Source organism: Serratia sp. SM04 (assembly GCF_040280225.1).
Classification (GTDB): Bacteria; Pseudomonadota; Gammaproteobacteria; order Enterobacterales; family Enterobacteriaceae; genus Serratia; species Serratia sarumanii.
Genome location: NZ_JBEOQT010000007.1, coordinates 1 through 17672, shown reverse-complemented (window position 1 = coordinate 17672; position 17672 = coordinate 1). Strand labels below are relative to the sequence as shown.

The window sequence follows — 17672 nt, the reverse complement described above, 5'->3', positions numbered from 1 at the left end:
AGAGGATGATTGAAAGAATTTCCCTGGCGTTGGCTTATTTCCGCCCAGAGCTGCTAAGCTCGGGTCTTGGCATTGCTGCCTTTTTGAATTTATTAGCCGAGTATAAATTTCAATCCGCCGCACTGACTAGCTGGACTTTGGTGCAGGTCGGGCTGAGCCGCGAACGACAGGGAGGTTACCAATGACCGTCACATTCGCCAACGCCGTCGCCGCAAGACTGCATCTTGACGGCCGACTGCACGCCTTCAGCCAATTCAAATACGCTTATTTGACCTTCAACAAACACCTTCCCGATCGCCATCTGCTGGTCTCGAGCTACCCGCAAGAATGGCTGGACATCTACAGCGCCAATCGCTATCAGCGCATCGATCCCGTCGTGCGCGCCGCCCATAGTCGCTGCGCGCCCTTTATGTGGCACGACACCCCCGTCACCACCGAGGATCGGCATTACCGGAAGATCTTCAGCCAGGCGCGGGAGTACGACATCGTGCACGGCTGCAGCTTTGTTTTGCACGATCACGACAACAACCTGGCGATCTTGTCGATCAGCGCCACGGCAGCCGATGACGCCGAACTGCGGCAGCTGATGGAAGACGAGAGGTCCAGCCTGCAGATGGTATTGGTCGATACCCACCAGCACGCTCTGGCCTTGGCCAGCGCCGAGGCGAGCCGGACAGACCGGCTCTCGCCGCGCGAAGGGGAAATCCTCTACTGGGCCAGCCAGGGCAAAACCTACCATGAGATCGCGCTGATCCTGGGGATAAAAACCGGCACGGTGAAGTTTCACATCGGCAATGCGGTGCGTAAGCTGGGGGTCGCCAACGCCAAACACGCGATCCGGCGCTGCCTCGAACGGCAATTGATCACGCCACCGTAGGCATAAAAAAGCCGGCATCGCTGCCGGCTCTGTGTGCTTTGCCTTGCGGGAAATCAGCCCGCAACGGCGATGCGTTTCATGTCGGTCATGTAGCCACGCAGTTTGCGGCCGACGGTTTCGATAGGGTGGCTGCGCACCGCTTCGTTCACGTCACGCAGCTGCGCGTTGTCCACCGCCGTACCCGCCACGGCTTTGCCCAAATCGCCCGCCTGCAGGGTGGTCATGAAGTCCTTCAGCAACGGCACCGCCGCGTTGGCGAACAGGTAGTTGCCGTACTCTGCGGTATCGGAGATAACCACGTTCATTTCATACAGACGCTTACGCGCAATGGTGTTGGCGATCAGCGGCAGCTCGTGCAGCGACTCGTAGTAAGCCGACTCTTCGATGATGCCGGCATCGACCATGGTTTCGAACGCCAGCTCAACGCCCGCTTTCACCATCGCCACCATCAGCACACCGTGATCGAAGTACTCTTGCTCGCTGATTTTGCCTTCAAACTGCGGCGCATTCTCGAACGCGGTTTTGCCGGTCTCTTCGCGCCAGGTCAGCAATTTCACGTCGTCTTCCGCCCAGTCGGCCATCATGCCGCTGGAGAAAGCGCCGGAGATGATGTCGTCCATGTGCTTCTGGAACAGCGGCGCCATGATGGTTTTCAGCTGTTCGGACAGCGCATAGGCGCGCAGCTTGGCCGGGTTGGACAGGCGATCCATCATCAGGGTGATGCCGCCCTGCTTCAGCGCTTCGGTGATGGTTTCCCAGCCGAACTGAATCAGTTTCTCGGCGTAAGCCGGATCGGCGCCCTCTGCAACCAGCTTGTCGAAGCACAGCAGCGAACCCGCCTGCAGCATGCCGCACAGAATGGTCTGCTCGCCCATCAGGTCGGATTTCACTTCGGCGACGAAGGAGGACTCCAGCACGCCGGCGCGGTGGCCACCGGTCGCCGCCGCCCAGGCCTTGGCGATCGCCATGCCTTCGCCTTTCGGATCGTTTTCCGGGTGAACCGCAATCAGGGTCGGCACGCCGAAGCCGCGCTTGTACTCTTCGCGCACTTCGGTGCCCGGGCATTTCGGCGCGACCATCACCACGGTGATGTCTTTACGCACCTGCTCACCCACTTCAACGATGTTGAAGCCGTGGGAATAACCCAGCGCCGCGCCGTCTTTCATCAGCGGCTGCACCGCGCGCACCACGGAAGAGTGCTGCTTGTCAGGCGTCAGGTTGACCACCAGATCCGCCTGCGGGATCAGGTCTTCGTAGGTGCCGACCTTGAAGCCGTTTTCGGTCGCCTTGCGCCAGGAAGCGCGCTTCTCGTCGATCGCTTCTTTGCGCAGGGCATAGGCGACGTCCAGACCGGAATCGCGCATGTTCAGCCCCTGGTTCAGACCCTGGGCGCCACAGCCGACAATCACCACTTTTTTACCTTTCAGGTAGCCGGCTTCGTCAGCAAATTCGTCGCGCGCCATAAAGCGGCATTTACCCAATTGCGCCAACTGCTGACGCAGGTTCAATGTGTTGAAATAGTTAGCCATGGTGGTACTCCGGTTTGATGTTGTCTTGCATTGTTATTTTCATTCCCCGCCCTGTCTGTGCGGAGATTCGTTAAACTCAATGTATAACAGGAAATGCGTTGCTTAAATTGATATATTGAGAACGTGATATTGCAATTTATGCAACACTCTCACTGCGAGCGTATCGATATGGATTTACGTGATTTAAAGCTGTTCCTGCATCTGGCCGAAAGCCATCACTTCGGGCGCACCGCCAAGGCGATGCACGTCAGCCCGTCGACGCTCTCCCGCCAGATCCAGCGGCTGGAAGAGATCCTCGGGCAGCCGCTGTTCCTGCGCGATAACCGCACCGTGCAGCTGACCGACGCCGGCGAACAGCTGAAAGAATTCGCCCAGCAAACGCTGCTGCAATATCAGCAGCTGAAGCACTCTCTCGGCCAGCACGGCCCTTCGCTCAGCGGCGAACTGCGGCTGTTCTGCTCGGTGACCGCGGCGTACAGCCACCTGCCGCCGATCCTCGATCGCTTCCGCGCGCAGCACCCGCTGGTGGAGATTAAGCTAACCACCGGCGACGCCGCCGATGCGGTCGACAAGGTGCAATCCAACGAGGCCGATCTCGGCATCGCCGGCCGGCCGGAAACGCTGCCCGCCAGCGTGGCGTTCACCAAAATCGGCGAAATCCCGCTGGTGCTGATCGCGCCGGCGCTGCCCTGCGCGGTGCGCAGCCAGGCGTTCGCCGACAGGCCCGACTGGGCCGAGATCCCGTTCATCCTGCCGGAGCACGGCCCTTCGCGAAAACGCATCGAGCTGTGGTTCCGCCGCCACCGCATCAGCAATCCGCTGATTTACGCCACCGTCGGCGGCCACGAAGCCATCGTGTCGATGGTCGCTTTGGGCTGCGGCATCGCACTGATCCCGAGCGTGGTGGTGGACAACAGCCCGGAGCCGGTACGCAACCGCATCTCGCAGTTGGATAACATCTCGATGGTCGAACCGTTCGAGCTGGGGGTCTGCGTCCAGAAAAAGCGCCTCAGCGATCCGCTGATCGACGCCTTTTGGCGCTTGCTGCATCCCCGCTGACGCGGGGTTTACAGATCCGCCGGATCGATCTGCTTCATCGTCTCTACCTGCATCAGCCAGTGGTAGAGCGGCTCAAGCTGCAAAAATGCCCCGGCCAGCAGCGGCACCAGATCGGCGCTGAACAGCTTTTCCACTTCGCTGTCGGTCACCATCACCGCAAACGACTTGCGGTTGTACCAGGTGGCGATCTCCGCCGCCTGTTCCTTCACCAGCGGGCGCTTGTAGCTCTCTCCCACCGGCTCGAACGGCGGCCGGCAGCAGGCGGCCACCTCAAGGAAAGGCTGCGGCCGCTGCCTCAGCGTATGGCGGAACAGATCCATGGTCGGCTTGTTGGCGCTGTAGTAGCCGAGCCCATAGCGCAGCATGTCCGGCCCCAGTTCGAAAAAGTAGACCGGCGCGTCTTTCCAGTCTTTACTCGGGCGCTTGAACGTCAGCCACATGCGGCTGCGGTAGCGCGATTTGTCATGTGAAAAACGCGTATCGCGATGAATGCGCGACAGCGTTTTGCCGATCGCCGGGCGAGTCTCGAACAGCGGATCGATCGCCAGCATGCCGGGAGCCAACTGCTCCACCAGCGCGCGAAACGGCGCCAGCAGCTCGCGATCGTAGATGTCGCGGTTGCCGTCGAACCACGCCTTATCGTTCTCGATCCGCACCTGCTGCAGGAAATTCAGACCCTGCTGGCTAAAGCCGGAGAAGGGTTGCGTCATAAGTTTTTCCGTTCTGACGGTTTATCGGGTGTTGCGCAGATCTTCTCTCTGCCAACGGCGTTTGATAAATACGCGCCGACGCGTGCGAAAATAAGCGACATAGAGAGAGAACGCCGCCCGGTTGCTGAATAGCGCCCCGCCAACCACGCCCCCCAGCAGCATGGCGACAGTGGCGATGCCGGTCATCCCCGCCGCCCACGCCGCCGCGGCGCCGAGGCAAAACAGGCCGAGCATGCCAAGATAATATTGCAACAATACCACCCCGCTGTTTTTACCTTGCACCAGTTGGAACAGGATCAACGTCATCCACACCGCCACGATCGCGCCGCTGCCCATGAGAACGGCAGCGGAAGTCTTGCCGCTCCAGGCGGCCGCCACGTCCGTGGCCAGGCCCATCACGCCCGCCAGCCCCAGCGTCAGGCAAACCATCAGCAACATGACATTGCCGACGCCCGGCGGCGACAGCCGCTGGCCCGGCGTCAGGAAATGCTGCTCGAGCTGCGCATCCACACCGGCGAAAAGCGCGCCATCGCGCGCCGCGATTTGGCGTTCCATCTCCCGGCCCTGCGCGATCAGGCGTTTAATCATCCAGTCCGCCATTACCTCACCATCTGCGGCAATTTCTGCATAATGCCCACAAAATACTGCCCGGTGGTTTTCACATTCACCGGCGCAGACAGGGTGCCGCTGATGCCGCTGCCCACGAACGTCAATGAGTTATTGAGCGCCGAATGCAATTGCTGGCGCAGCCCGTTTTGGATCGCTTCCGTCGGGTAGCGCTTCGGGTATAAGCCGTTCTTCACCATCTCTTTCAAGACGTTATTGGAAATTCCCGGATTTTCCGCCCGAATGATGTTTTCGGTCAGCCGCTTCCTTTCGCTACGGGGCATGCTTTTCAGCCATTCCGTCGCCTTGCGCGCCGAAATGCGGCGCATGGCGCGGTAGGTCATCGTCGCTTCCTTCAGGGCAGCCCCGGCACTGGCCAGCGAGATCACATCGAGCACGGTACTGGTAGCGATATACCACTGTTCTGAGTCGAGCTGAGCCAGTTCATCGCCTTTCCCGTCATAAAGCTTGTTGACGCGGTACAGCCCATTGCCGCACTGCAACGCGCTGGCGGCCATGCCGGCATAGCCCAGATAAGCCACCGCCGAGCTGGTGCCGCCGGTAAACGGCACGGCGACGCTGCCCGACGCCAGTAAAAATACCGATACCAGCAGCGTTCCGCACGACAGCGCGGCCGAGGCCAACTCTTTGCTGACGCTGGGTTTGCTCAACGCTTCCGACAGCGTATTGGTCGCGGCAACGCGTGAAGTATGAGCCACCGTTTTGCTGATGACCACGTGGGTAACCTGCGAAGCGTTTGAGTAACCGGTGTGCTGCGTCGGGCGGACTAAAAATGAGTTCTGCCCGTCGGAAAAAATAATGCCCACGCCATGAAAGGCGAGGCTGCAGTCCAGCGAGTCCTGCAAGGCTTGCAGATTAATATCGCGATAGAATTCTTGTACGCCGGTATTGCCCAACAGGCGGGCAAACTCGGCGTTGGTCAAATCGTCTTCGGGGGAACCGAACGGCGTAGAAAAAGCGGTTTTCATTGTCGTGCATCCCTATACGTCAGAAGTCTTGGCAGTATAAAAATGCACGACAAAATCACAACCATGCAACCCATAAACTGACTAACGCGTCACGGTTGCTTATCAATCCGACTCACCCCTGCAAAAAGAAGCGGAACGCTGGGTTGTCGGTTTCGTCGTGGCAATCGTAGCCCAGCGCCTGCAGGTGCCGCTCGAATTCCGGCTCGCTTTGCGCCAGCTCGAAGGCCGCCAGCACCCGGCCGAAGTCGGTGCCGTGGCTGCGATAGTGGAACAGCGAAATGTTCCAGTGCGTGCCCAACGTCTGCAAGAACTTCAGCAGCGCGCCCGGCGACTCCGGAAACTCAAAGCTGTACAGCCGTTCGCGCAGCGGCTTCGATGGACGCCCGCCCACCATGTAGCGCACGTGCAGCTTGGCCATCTCGTCGTCCGACAGATCCACCACCTGATAACCGTCGGCGTTGAGTTCGTCGATGATCTCCCGCCGTTCGGCGTGGCCGCGCGTCAGACGCACGCCGACGAAAATGCAGGCGTTGTCGGCATCGGCGTAGCGGTAGTTGAATTCGGTCACCGAGCGGCCGCCCAGCAGTTGGCAGAACTTGAGGAAGCTGCCCTGCTGTTCCGGAATGGTTACCGCCAACAGCGCTTCGCGTTGTTCGCCCAGTTCGCAACGTTCGGAAACGTAGCGCAGCCCGTGGAAGTTGAGGTTGGCGCCGGACAGCACGTGCGCCAGACGCTCGCCCTGAATGTTGTGCTGCTGCACGTACTTTTTCAGCCCCGCCAGCGCCAGCGCGCCGGAAGGTTCGGCAATGGCGCGCACGTCCTCGAACAGATCTTTGACCGCCGCGCAGATGGCGTCGCTGTCCACGGTGATCACGTCGTCCAGATACTCACGGCACAGGCGGAAGGTTTCGTCGCCGATGCGCTTCACCGCCACGCCTTCGGCGAACAGCCCGACGCGCGCCAGATCCACCGGATGGCCGGCATCCAGCGCCGCGCGCAGGCAGGCGGAGTCTTCCGCTTCGACGCCAATCACTTTGATCTGCGGCATCAGCTGCTTGATCAGCACCGCCACCCCGGCAGCCAGGCCGCCGCCGCCGACCGGCACGAAGACCCGATCCAGATGCGCGTCTTGCTGCAGCAGCTCCATCGCCAGCGTGCCCTGCCCGGCGATCACCGTCGGATGATCGAACGGCGGCACGAAGGTCATTCCTTGCTGTTGGGAAAGCTCGATCGCCTTCGCTTTCGCCTCGTCGAAATTGGCGCCGTGCAGCAGCACTTCGCCGCCGAAACCGCGCACCGCATCCACCTTGATGTCCGCGGTGGACACCGGCATCACGATCAGCGTTTTGATCCCCAGCCGTTTACCGGAGAAGGCGACGCCCTGCGCGTGGTTGCCGGCCGAAGCCGTTACGACGCCGCGCGCCTTCTGCTCTTCGTCCAGCCCGGCGATCATCGCATAGGCCCCGCGCAGCTTGAAGCTGTGCACCGGCTGGCGATCTTCGCGCTTCACCAAAATGGTGTTGCCGAGGCGCGAAGAGATTTTGCTCATGGCCTGCAACGGGGTGACCTGCGCCACCTCGTAGACCGGCGAGCGCAGTACCGCTCGCAGATATTCCGCGCCACAGGGGGCGCTGGGTAGGGGTTGAGAGACCGCCATACTACTTATCCCCCCAGTTTGCTCTTGTCGCGCACCGCGCCTTTGTCGGCGCTGGTGGCCAACGAGGCGTAAGCGCGCAGCGCGAAGGACACCTGACGTTCACGGTTTTTCGGCGTCCAGGCCGCATCGCCGCGCGCCAGTTCCGCCTCATGCCGCGCCGCCAGCTCCTGCTCGCTGACATCCAGCTGGATGCCGCGATGCGGAATGTCGATCGCGATCATGTCGCCGTCCTGCACCAGGGCGATCAGGCCGCCGTTGGCCGCCTCCGGCGAGGCGTGGCCGATGGACAGCCCGGAGGTGCCGCCGGAGAAACGTCCGTCGGTGATCAGCGCACACGCCTTGCCCAGCCCCATCGATTTCAGATACGTGGTTGGGTAAAGCATTTCCTGCATGCCCGGCCCGCCTTTCGGCCCTTCGTAACGGATAACGACCACGTCGCCCGCCACCACTTTGCCGCCGAGGATAGCTTCTACCGCATCATCCTGGCTTTCATACACTTTGGCCGGGCCGCGGAAGGTGAGGATTTCCTTGTCTACGCCGGCGGTTTTGACGATACAGCCATTTTCCGCCAGGTTGCCATACAGCACCGCCAACCCGCCGTCCTGACTGTAGGCGTGCTCACGGGTGCGGATGCAGCCTTCCTTGCGGTCGGTGTCCAGCGAATCCCAGCGGCAGTCCTGAGAGAATGCCTGCGTGGTACGAATACCGGCCGGCCCGGCGGAGTACATTTTCTTGACGCTTTCGTCGCGGGTCAGCATCACGTCGTAGGCTTCCAGCGTCTGCGGCAGGGTCAGCCCCAGCACGTTGTTCACCTCGCGGTTCAGCAAACCGGCGCGATCCAGCTCGCCGAGGATGCCGATTACGCCGCCGGCGCGGTGCACGTCTTCCATATGGTATTTCTGCGTGCTCGGCGCCACCTTGCACAGGTGCGGCACTTTGCGCGACAGGCGGTCGATGTCTTCCATGGTGAAGTCCACCTCGCCTTCCTGCGCCGAAGCCAGCAGGTGCAGCACGGTGTTGGTCGAGCCGCCCATGGCGATGTCCAGCGTCATGGCGTTCTCAAACGCCGCCTTGTTGGCGATATTGCGCGGCAGCGCGCTCTCGTCGTCCTGCTCGTAATAGCGTTTGGTCAACTCGACGATGCGCTTGCCGGCGTTGAGGAACAGCGCTTTGCGATCGGCGTGAGTGGCCAGCAGCGAGCCGTTGCCCGGCTGCGACAGGCCCAGCGCTTCGGTCAGGCAGTTCATCGAGTTGGCGGTAAACATGCCGGAGCAGGAACCGCAGGTCGGGCAGGCGGAACGCTCGATCTGCTCGCTGTCGGCGTCGCTGACGTTCGGGTTCGCGCCCTGGATCATCGCGTCCACCAGATCCAGCTTGATGATCTGATTGGAGAGTTTGGTCTTGCCGGCTTCCATCGGGCCGCCGGAGACGAAGATCACCGGGATATTCAGGCGCAACGCCGCCATCAGCATTCCCGGGGTGATCTTGTCGCAGTTGGAGATGCACACCATCGCGTCGGCGCAGTGGGCGTTCACCATGTATTCGACCGAGTCGGCGATCAGTTCGCGCGACGGCAGGGAATAGAGCATGCCGCCGTGGCCCATGGCGATGCCGTCATCCACCGCGATGGTGTTGAACTCTTTGGCCACGCCGCCGGAGGCTTCGATCTGTTCGGCGACCAGTTTGCCCAGATCGCGCAGATGCACGTGGCCCGGCACGAACTGGGTAAAGGAGTTGACCACGGCGATGATCGGCTTGCCGAAATCGGCGTCGGTCATCCCGGTCGCGCGCCACAATGCGCGGGCACCCGCCATATTGCGGCCGTGGGTGGTGGTGGCGGAACGGTACTTAGGCATGCTCTTTTCACTCCAAATGTATTTATGACAGGCGGCGAACGAACCGCCTGGATATTCTTATCTTGTCTGTCTTGTCGTTACGGATTTACCGGATCCAGCCAGCCGTATTTGTCTTCTGTCTTGCCGCTGAACAGGCCGAAGAACGCCTGCTGGATCTGTTTGGTCACCGGGCCGCATTTGCCGATGCCGACCTGAATGCCGTCCACGCTGCGCACCGGCGTGATTTCCGCCGCGGTGCCGGACATGAACACTTCGTCGGCCAGGTACAGCGATTCGCGCGACAGCACCTGCTCACGCACTTCGAAGCCCATGTCTTTCGCCAGCTTGATGATCGCGTCGCGGGTGATGCCCGGCAGCGCCGAAGAGGTGAACGGCGGGGTGTAAATCACGCCGTCTTTCACTTCAAACAGGTTCTCGCCCGCCCCTTCGGAAATGTAGCCGTGCACGTCGAGCGCAATGCCTTCCTGATAGCCGTGGCGACGCGCTTCGCTGCCCACCAGCAGAGAGGAAAGATAGTTGCCGCCAGCCTTGGCCGCGGTGGGGATGGTGTTAGGTGCGACGCGGTGCCAGGAGGAGACCATCGCGTCGATGCCTTGATCCAGCGCTTCTTCACCCAGATAAGCGCCCCAAGGAAACGCCGCGATAATCACGTCCGTTTTGTAACCGGCCGGCGGGTTGACGCCCATGCCGACATCGCCGACGAACACCAGCGGGCGGATGTACGCGCTGACCAGGTTGTTCTTGCGCAACGTGGCGCGGCAGGCTTCCATCAGTTCGTCAACGCTTTGCGAAACCGGCATGCGGTAGATTTTCGCCGAATCGTGCAGGCGCTGCATATGCTCGCGATGACGGAACACTACCGGCCCCAAGTGCGAGTCGTAGCAGCGCACCCCCTCAAATACCGACGTGCCGTAATGCAGCGCGTGCGACATCACGTGCACTTTGGCCTCGGCCCAGGGAACCATCTCACCATTGAACCAAATGTAATCGGCTTTCTTTGTCATTGTTATTTATCCTTCTCGGCGCCTCAGGCGCGTATTTGTTGTGATGTTGGCTGCTGGATCTCGACGCAGGAGACGTCCATCAGTTTACTTAATTGAGATGACAACAGGGCAACCGGACGCGGGCTGGCAACGGTCAATTCGATATTGATGCTGTCGGCGTTGGCCGGGGAAACCATATTCATAGCACAAACCTGAAAGCCGCGATGACGCACGACCCGCAATACGCGCTCTAACATTTCGGGGCGAAAACGCGCCTGGATCGAGAGTTGATGCTGCATCATGATATTTCCTCCAACATGGTTTCGTTGCCGGCGCCCGGCGGCACCAGCGGCCAGACGTTTTCGAGTTCGTCGATAGAGACCTGCAGCAGATAAGGGCCTTCGGTGTTGAACAGCGCCTCGAGCGCGCCCTCCACCTGATCCTTGCGGCTGATGCACTGGCCGGGAATGCCGAAGGCGGCGGCCAGCATCAGGAAGTCGGGGTTATCGGACAGGTTGGTTTCGCTGTAGCGGCCGTCGAAGAACAGCTGCTGCCATTGGCGTACCATTCCGAGGCGCTGGTTGTCCAGCAGCACGATCTTCAGCGGCAGCTGTTTGCGCTTGATGGTGCCCAGTTCCTGCACGTTCATCATGAAGGAGCCATCGCCCGAGACGCAGATCACCGTATCTTGCGGGCGCGCGATCTGGGCGCCTACTGCCGCCGGCACGCCGAACCCCATGGTGCCGAGGCCGCTGGAGGTGATGAAATTCTCCGGGCGTTCGAACGTCATGTGCTGCGCGCTCCACATCTGGTGCTGGCCCACGTCGGTGGTCACTACGCTGTTGGCCGGCTTGCGGGCGGACAGCTGGCGCAAGAACAGCGGCGCGTAGATCGGCTGGCCGGGGTGATCGTAGCGGCAGGCGTGGTCGGCTTTCAGCGCCGTCACCTGCTGCTGCCAAGGGGCGATGTTCAGCGGGCGCTGCAACGCCGGCAGCAACGCTTTCAGATCGCCCTGCAGGGCCACATGCGCCTGGCGCAGCTTGCTCATTTCCGCCGGGTCGATATCCATGTGGATCACTTTGGCGTGCGGCGCGAAGGCGTTCAGTTTGCCGGTCACGCGGTCATCGAAACGCGCGCCGACGGCAATCAGCAGATCGCACTCCTGCACCGCCAGGTTGGCAGCCTTGGTGCCGTGCATGCCCAACATGCCGAGGTACAGCGGATCTTGCGCATCCGGCGCGCCCAGCCCCTTCAGGGTGGCGACGTTCGGCATGCGGGTCACGGCGATGAACTCGCGCAACGCCGGCACCGCCTGCGCCATGCCCACGCCGCCGCCGACGTACAGCATCGGTTTGTGCGCCTGCGCCAGCAGCTCGGCCGCCTCCGCCAACGCCGCCGCCGGGAATGCCGGCGCTTCATCGACCGGCATCAGATGCGGGTGCAAGTCGCCCTGCGCCAGCTGGATGTCTTTCGGGATATCGATCAGCACCGGGCCAGGACGGCCGCCGGCGGCGATGGCGAAGGCTTCCGCCATAATGCCCGGCAGCGCGTCCAGCGATTCCACCAGGAAGCTGTGCTTGGTGCAGGCCAGAGACAGGCCGAGAACATCGATCTCCTGAAAGGCATCGGTGCCGATCAGCGCGGAACCCACCTGACCGGTGATGGCGACAACGGGAACGGAATCGAGCAGCGCATCAGCCAGGCCGGTGATCAGGTTGGTGGCGCCGGGGCCGGAAGTGGCGATGCAAACGCCGACTTTGCCGGTGGCGCGGGCGTAGCCGATGGCGGCCATCGCGGCGCCCTGTTCATGGCGGCACAGCAGGTGTTCCACACCGCCGTCGTACAACGCATCGTACACCGGCATGATTGCCCCGCCCGGATAGCCGAATACGGTATCCACACCCTGCGCACGCAACGCTTGAACTACCCACTGAGCGCCATTCATAGTTATTTCCCCGCCTTACTTCGAAAACCGCAGGATTTTGTTCTGTTTTTCATGCTCTGCCCCTTGCTCCACTTTTCTCTTGCCAATAAAAAACCCCCGGACCTGACGGTGCGGGGGTTCTCTTGCGATTCCGGCTTGTTTGCTAAGCCTTTCTTCGTCCAAGTGCAGCCCCGCACGGTGGGATAATAATCACCACCACGCTAATCACGACTAGGCTAATCACTTGGGCAAAGGCTTTCATAATGGGTTTGTTCACTGTGCTCATTCAGAACTAATGCTTACAGAGGTACCATAGTCGCGCGCGGCATGACAACACTTTTTTTGCGTTATTATTCGGCGCAATCTGGTCATACCTCACGCGAATCGCCCGGATTTCACACGTTGGCGCGCACGCCCGGATTTCTCACCGCGTCTGTGATCGCCTTGCCGCGCGTATCCTTGCCGAAGAACACCAACAGGGCGATCGCCAGCGCCACCGTACCGGCGACGATCGCCATCGCCAGGCCGTAATTATGCCCATGATGTTCGGCGATGGTCGCCTGCAGCGTGGCGTTGACCGAAGCGATCAGGTTACCCAACTGGTACACGAACCCCGGCAGCACCGCGCGGGTGTTGGCCGGCACCAGCTCAGTCAGGTAGGTCGGCACCACGCCCCAGGCGCCCTGCACCATGAACTGCATCAGGAAAGCGCCGATCCCCAACATCAGCGAACCGCTGGAAAATGCCCACAGCGGGATCACCGGCAGCGCCAGCAGCGCGGCGATGATGATCGCTTTTTTGCGGCCGATCTTTTCCGACAACGAACCGAAGAAAACACCGCCGATAATTGACGCGATATTGTAGCTAATGGCGATGATACTAACGGTTTTTGGATCGAAACCATGCTGAACTTTCAGAAACACCGGATACAGATCCTGCGTGCCGTGGGAGAAGAAATTGAACGCCGCCATCAGTAGCACCAAATAGCAGCACAGCTTCCAGTGGCTCTTCAACACCGGCAGCAAGGCAGAGCTTTCCTTGCGTTCACGCGCCGCCAGCCACACCGGCGACTCCTGCACGCAATAATAAATAAATGGCAGCAGCAGGATCGGCGCCGCGCCGATAACAAACATGCCGCGCCAGCCGACCGTTTCGAACAGCAGGCCGTACACCACCGCCGCCAGCAGATAACCGAACGGATAGCCGGCCTGGAAAATGCCCGACATCAGGCCGCGCGAGCGGTCCGGTATGGTTTCCATCGCCAACGACGACGCCACGCCCCAGATGCCGCCCATCGCAACGCCGTACAACACCCGCAACAGCAAGAAGACCGTCAGCGAGGGCGCGGCGGCGGAGAGCAGCTCAAACACCGAGAAGAAGACGATATTCAGCATCAGGATCGGCTTGCGGCCATATTTTTCCGCCGCACGCCCGAAGATCAGCGCGCCAATCGGGCGCACCGCCAGCGTGAGCAAAATCGCCAACGTCACCTGTTCCAGACCGACGTGAAAGGATTGCGCGATGTCACTGAGTAAGAATACCAGCACGAAAAAATCGAAAGCGTCGAGCGTCCAGCTTGAAAAGCTGGCGATTGCCGCGTTGCGTTGCAGCGGGGTCCAACCAAACATAGTGTTATCCCTACCGTAGAGTACGAAGTCAGGAGGTTTAGCGGCTGCCGGGCAGAATGCGGCGGCGGTCGGGGTTTGTTAAAGAAGTGATTTTTCTTTTAATCAATTGTTAAATACACCCGTTAACCCTATGGTTGCAATGCGTATGGGCCGCTAATATGTTGCAGCCTTCAGCGAATTGTTAATGGGTATTGCCGCAGGTTGCGAGGCGGCTCGCACAACCTCATTTATTTCGATGAAAATCAGCGATTACTCTGCTAAATGTATCGAAAAATCACCAATAACACCGCGCAATGCCCAGATAAATCACGCATCATGTCGCCCTTAGCAAGGAGAGCGATATGTCACTGGCGGTAATCTATAGCCGCGCCATCATCGGCGTTCAGGCCCCTTCCGTGACGGTGGAGGTGCATATCAGCAATGGCCTGCCCGGCCTGACGCTGGTCGGCCTGCCGGAAACCACGGTAAAAGAGGCGCGCGATCGGGTGCGCAGCGCCCTGATCAATAACGGTTTCACCTTTCCCGCCCGGCGCATCACCGTCAATTTGGCGCCCGCCGATCTGCCGAAAGAAGGCGGGCGTTACGATCTGCCGATAGCACTGGCGATCCTCGCCGCCTCCGAGCAATTGCCCCTCGCACCGTTGGCGCGCTACGAGTTTCTTGGCGAGCTCGCGCTGTCCGGCTCACTGCGCGCGGTCAGGGGGGCGATCCCGGCGGCGCTGGCGGCGGCTGATGCCGGGCGGCAACTGATCCTCTCAACGGACAACGCCGCCGAAGTCGGCCTGATCGCGCAGTCGCACTCCCATACCGCCCGGCACCTGTTGGAAGTCTGCGCCTTTCTGCTCGGCCAGGGCGAACTGCCGGTGGCGGCCACGCCTCCCGCTGCGGACACCGCCTGCGACAGCGCCGATCTGCGCGATATCATCGGCCAGGAGCAGGCCAAGCGGGCACTGGAGATCGCCGCCGCCGGCGGGCATAACCTATTGCTGATTGGGCCGCCGGGCACCGGTAAAACCATGCTGGCCAGCCGCCTCACGAGCCTACTGCCACCGCTCACGGAGCCTGAGGCGCTGGAAAGTCTGGCGGTCGCCAGCTTGCAGCATCACATTCCCGCTGCCCTACCATGGCGCCAGAGGCCGTTTCGCGCACCGCACCACAGCGCCTCGATGGCGGCATTGGTCGGCGGCGGCTCACTGCCGCGACCGGGCGAGATCTCGATGGCGCATAACGGCGTGCTGTTTCTGGATGAACTGCCGGAATTCGAGCGTAAGGTACTGGATGCGCTGCGTGAGCCGTTGGAATCCGGCGAGATCGTGATTTCACGCGCCAACGCCAAGGTCTGTTTCCCCGCCAGAGTGCAGCTGATCGCGGCAATGAACCCCAGCCCGACGGGGCACTATCAGGGGCTGCACAATCGCGCCTCACCGCAGCAGGTGTTGCGCTATCTGGCCCGGCTGTCAGGGCCTTTTCTCGACCGTTTCGATCTGTCTATCGAAGTGCCGCTGTTGCCGCCGGGAACACTCAGTCATCGGAAAACACACGGAGAAAGCAGCGAACAAGTGCGGAAAAGAGTGCTGCTGGCACGCGCCCGGCAACTTGAACGCGCCGGTAAAGTCAACGCGCTGCTGAGCAACCGCGAAGTGGAACGGGATTGCGTTCTGCAGGCGGCAGACGCCGAGTTTTTGGAGGCGACATTAAACGCGCTGGGGTTATCGGTTCGCGCCTGGCAGCGCATCTTGAAAGTGGCGCGCACGCTGGCGGATTTGGCGGGAGATGCTGAGCTCGACAGGCGCCACCTCAGCGAAGCGCTGGGCTATCGCAGCATGGACCGCCTGCTGTTACAACTGCATCGTAGTCTGGAATGAAAATGGGGCCCGCAGGCCCCATCGTCTTTAGTCTTCGCTGTCGCTGTAATCTTCTACTGCGTCAGCCTGCGGTTTACCGCCGGACAGAGTATGGAATTTCTTCGGGCGACGTGTGCGCGCCAGATATTTAGCCCATACTTTTTCCTGCTCGGTAGCCGCTTCGCGCTCACCGCGGCACACTGCGACGAACAGTTGTTCTTCTTCAGTGGCCGGCTGGCGTTTGCCCGAGTCCAGCTCGTTAAACGCGTAGCCGAAGCGCTCTAGCAATTGCGCCTCTTTAATGGTGAAATCGCCGTGACGGGAGAACCCGCGAGGGTAATGTTTATTATCAAAAAAACGATTGGTCGTGGTGAAGCTATCCGCCATCTGACACGCTCCTAATTCTCTTATGGCCGTGCTGTTTATGGCGCGGAGTATTAGATAGGCTTGACAGCGTGTAAAACAAAACATTTAAATCTTAACGACAAATTTTTTTGGAGATAGGTGTGGATACCGAATTACTGAAAACCTTTTTGGAGGTCAGTAGAACGCGTCACTTTGGCAGAGCCGCAGAATCTTTGTACTTAACGCAGTCCGCGGTCAGTTTCCGCATCCGTCAGTTAGAAAACCAGCTGGGCGCCAATTTATTTACCCGTCATCGCAATAATATCCGCCTGACGCCTGCCGGCGAGCGGCTTCTGCCCTATGCCGAGAGCCTGATGAACACCTGGCAGCTGGCGAAAAAGGAGGTCGTGCGTTCGCTGCAACACACCGAGTTGTCGATCGGCGCTACCGCTTCGCTGTGGGAAGCCTATCTGACCCCTTGGCTACAGGCGCTCTATCAACAACGCGAAGCGCTGCAGCTAGAAGCCAGGGTGGCATTAAGGCACTCTTTGGTAAAACAACTGCATGAAAGGCAGCTCGATTTACTGATCACCACTGAACCGCCGAAGATGGATGAGTTGGCCAGCCAGCAGCTGAGCAATTTCTCATTACGCCTGTTCTCATCCGCTTATCGTGACAAACAGGCCCCAATGCCCTACATCAAACTGGAATGGGGAGCCGACTTCCACCAACAGGAAAACCGCATGTTGGAAGGTGATAACGTGCCGGTGCTTACCACCACCTCTGCTCACCTGACGCGTCAGCTGTTGGAAACCACGGGCGGATGCGCTTTCCTGCCCAGCCAGTGGGAAAAAGAGTATCCACAGTTGGTGGCCGCCACCGAGATCCCGCCGATTATCCGCCCACTGTATGCCGTCTGGTTGCAAAATAGCGATCAACAGCCTTTGATTCGGCAATTACTTAAAATACCTTTAAATACCGCAGCCTAAAGCGTTATGGCGGCCTTAAACGCCGTCATCGTGGTCGTGACTGTCTATCAAGCAAAAACGCGCTCATCGCCTTCTGAGAGAAGATAATGCAAAACGAGATAAGAATCAGGAGGCCGGCAGGATAGAGTTCGGAGGAACATGAAGCAACCAGGATCGGGCAAACATCGGCATATAGCGTCAAAAGCGCTCTATTCCAAAGCGGTAAGGAAGAAAAATGATAGGCAAAAAAAAACCCTTTGCTTTCGCAAAGGGTTCTTAATATGGCAGGGGCGGAGAGACTCGAACTCGCGACACCCGGTTTTGGAGACCGGTGCTCTACCAACTGAGCTACGCCCCTAAATCTCGCTTAACATTATGCCTGCTAATAAAGCAGGCATAATTAAATAAGTGGCGGAACGGACGGGGCTCGAACCCGCGACCCCCTGCGTGACAGGCAGGTATTCTAACCAACTGAACTACCGCTCCACCGATTCTTTTACGTTGCATCTTTCGATGCCGGCAATATCGCGCGCTGCGATTTGCGCATTACCAGTCGTCACGCTGATAACGTTTATTTGATGCCTGGCAGTGTCCTACTCTCGCATGGGGAGACCCCACACTACCATCGGCGCTACGGCGTTTCACTTCTGAGTTCGGCATGGGGTCAGGTGGGACCACCGCGCTATTGCCGCCAGGC

17 protein-coding genes, 2 tRNA genes and 1 rRNA gene are annotated in these 17672 nt (G+C 60.1%); 5 read left to right on the top strand and 15 right to left on the bottom strand.

From position 1 onward, the window contains the following. The first annotated feature begins 5 nt into the window (after window positions 1-5). Both ABTW55_RS11715 and ABTW55_RS11710 read left to right on the top strand, forming a co-directional pair. Complete coding sequence (locus tag ABTW55_RS11715; protein ID WP_033649970.1) at window positions 6-185, top strand: hypothetical protein; 180 nt, start codon at window positions 6-8, stop codon at window positions 183-185. Beyond that, the gene (locus ABTW55_RS11710; RefSeq protein ID WP_060423894.1) at window positions 182-877 is read left to right on the top strand and encodes a LuxR family transcriptional regulator; all 696 of its coding nucleotides are present in this window, start codon (window positions 182-184) and stop codon (window positions 875-877) included. The genes ABTW55_RS11715 and ABTW55_RS11710 overlap by 4 nt, the downstream gene beginning before the upstream one ends. Window positions 878-930: 53 nt before the next feature. On the opposite strand, the gene ilvC is transcribed toward ABTW55_RS11710, so the two are convergent. Further along, window positions 931-2406, bottom strand: a complete 1476-nt coding sequence (gene ilvC / locus ABTW55_RS11705) for a ketol-acid reductoisomerase (protein ID WP_004929973.1) — start codon at window positions 2404-2406, stop codon at window positions 931-933. A gap of 168 nt (window positions 2407-2574) precedes the next feature. Here ilvC and ilvY point away from each other — a divergent pair, with 168 nt between their 5' ends. Next, window positions 2575-3465, top strand: coding sequence for an HTH-type transcriptional activator IlvY (gene ilvY, locus ABTW55_RS11700; protein ID WP_033636409.1), 891 nt, complete (start codon window positions 2575-2577; stop codon window positions 3463-3465). An 8-nt stretch (window positions 3466-3473) separates the two neighbouring features. On the opposite strand, the gene ABTW55_RS11695 is transcribed toward ilvY, so the two are convergent. The 10 genes from ABTW55_RS11695 to ABTW55_RS11650 form a co-directional block, all read right to left on the bottom strand. After that, window positions 3474-4175, bottom strand: coding sequence for a DUF2461 domain-containing protein (locus tag ABTW55_RS11695; protein ID WP_060423891.1), 702 nt, complete (start codon window positions 4173-4175; stop codon window positions 3474-3476). 21 nt (window positions 4176-4196) lie between these two features. Then, window positions 4197-4775, bottom strand: coding sequence for a hypothetical protein (locus tag ABTW55_RS11690; RefSeq protein ID WP_060423890.1), 579 nt, complete (start codon window positions 4773-4775; stop codon window positions 4197-4199). Further along, window positions 4775-5770 carry a hypothetical protein gene (locus ABTW55_RS11685; protein WP_033654501.1) on the bottom strand — a complete coding sequence of 332 codons (996 nt, stop codon included), beginning with the start codon at window positions 5768-5770 and terminating at the stop codon, window positions 4775-4777. Before ABTW55_RS11685 ends, ABTW55_RS11690 begins: the two co-directional genes overlap by 1 nt. A 112-nt stretch (window positions 5771-5882) precedes the next feature. After that, the gene (ilvA, locus tag ABTW55_RS11680; RefSeq protein WP_015379394.1) at window positions 5883-7427 is read right to left on the bottom strand and encodes a threonine ammonia-lyase, biosynthetic; all 1545 of its coding nucleotides are present in this window, start codon (window positions 7425-7427) and stop codon (window positions 5883-5885) included. A 5-nt stretch (window positions 7428-7432) separates the two neighbouring features. After that, window positions 7433-9283: a dihydroxy-acid dehydratase gene (gene ilvD, locus ABTW55_RS11675; protein WP_033649965.1), complete on the bottom strand. Its 1851-nt coding sequence runs from the start codon at window positions 9281-9283 to the stop codon at window positions 7433-7435. A gap of 77 nt (window positions 9284-9360) precedes the next feature. Next, the gene (locus ABTW55_RS11670) at window positions 9361-10287 is read right to left on the bottom strand and encodes a branched-chain amino acid transaminase (protein WP_033636413.1); all 927 of its coding nucleotides are present in this window, start codon (window positions 10285-10287) and stop codon (window positions 9361-9363) included. A gap of 23 nt (window positions 10288-10310) precedes the next feature. Continuing rightward, window positions 10311-10568: an acetolactate synthase 2 small subunit gene (gene ilvM / locus ABTW55_RS11665; protein ID WP_004929955.1), complete on the bottom strand. Its 258-nt coding sequence runs from the start codon at window positions 10566-10568 to the stop codon at window positions 10311-10313. Continuing rightward, entirely contained in the window at window positions 10565-12211 is a 1647-nt protein-coding gene (gene ilvG / locus ABTW55_RS11660) for an acetolactate synthase 2 catalytic subunit (RefSeq protein ID WP_033654503.1), read from the bottom strand. The genes ilvM and ilvG overlap by 4 nt, the downstream gene beginning before the upstream one ends. Window positions 12212-12353: 142 nt before the next feature. Next, the gene (gene ilvL, locus ABTW55_RS11655; RefSeq protein WP_013814970.1) at window positions 12354-12452 is read right to left on the bottom strand and encodes an ilv operon leader peptide; all 99 of its coding nucleotides are present in this window, start codon (window positions 12450-12452) and stop codon (window positions 12354-12356) included. A 133-nt stretch (window positions 12453-12585) separates the two neighbouring features. Next, on the bottom strand, window positions 12586-13818 hold the full coding sequence (locus tag ABTW55_RS11650) for an MFS transporter (protein WP_033654504.1): 1233 nt from the start codon (window positions 13816-13818) through the stop codon (window positions 12586-12588). A gap of 341 nt (window positions 13819-14159) precedes the next feature. On the opposite strand from ABTW55_RS11650, the gene ABTW55_RS11645 reads away from it, so the two are divergent. Continuing rightward, complete coding sequence (locus ABTW55_RS11645) at window positions 14160-15683, top strand: YifB family Mg chelatase-like AAA ATPase (protein ID WP_033654505.1); 1524 nt, start codon at window positions 14160-14162, stop codon at window positions 15681-15683. 27 nt (window positions 15684-15710) lie between these two features. On the opposite strand, the gene ABTW55_RS11640 is transcribed toward ABTW55_RS11645, so the two are convergent. After that, on the bottom strand, window positions 15711-16049 hold the full coding sequence (locus ABTW55_RS11640; protein WP_004929946.1) for a DUF413 domain-containing protein: 339 nt from the start codon (window positions 16047-16049) through the stop codon (window positions 15711-15713). Window positions 16050-16168: 119 nt separating this feature from the next. On the opposite strand from ABTW55_RS11640, the gene hdfR reads away from it, so the two are divergent. Then, window positions 16169-16996 (top strand): HTH-type transcriptional regulator HdfR, encoded by an 828-nt coding sequence (hdfR, locus tag ABTW55_RS11635; RefSeq protein ID WP_033654506.1) that lies wholly within the window; start codon window positions 16169-16171, stop codon window positions 16994-16996. Between the two features lie 261 nt (window positions 16997-17257). Here the strand turns inward: hdfR and ABTW55_RS11630 are convergent. The 3 genes from ABTW55_RS11630 to rrf all read right to left on the bottom strand — a co-directional run bounded on the left by ABTW55_RS11630 (window position 17258) and on the right by rrf (window position 17671). Continuing rightward, window positions 17258-17333: transfer RNA gene (locus tag ABTW55_RS11630), tRNA-Trp, on the bottom strand. Window positions 17334-17384: 51 nt separating this feature from the next. Further along, window positions 17385-17461, bottom strand: a tRNA-Asp gene (locus ABTW55_RS11625). A 94-nt stretch (window positions 17462-17555) separates the two neighbouring features. Further along, window positions 17556-17671: ribosomal RNA gene (gene rrf / locus ABTW55_RS11620) — 5S ribosomal RNA — on the bottom strand. Between the last annotated feature and the right edge of the window lies 1 nt (window position 17672).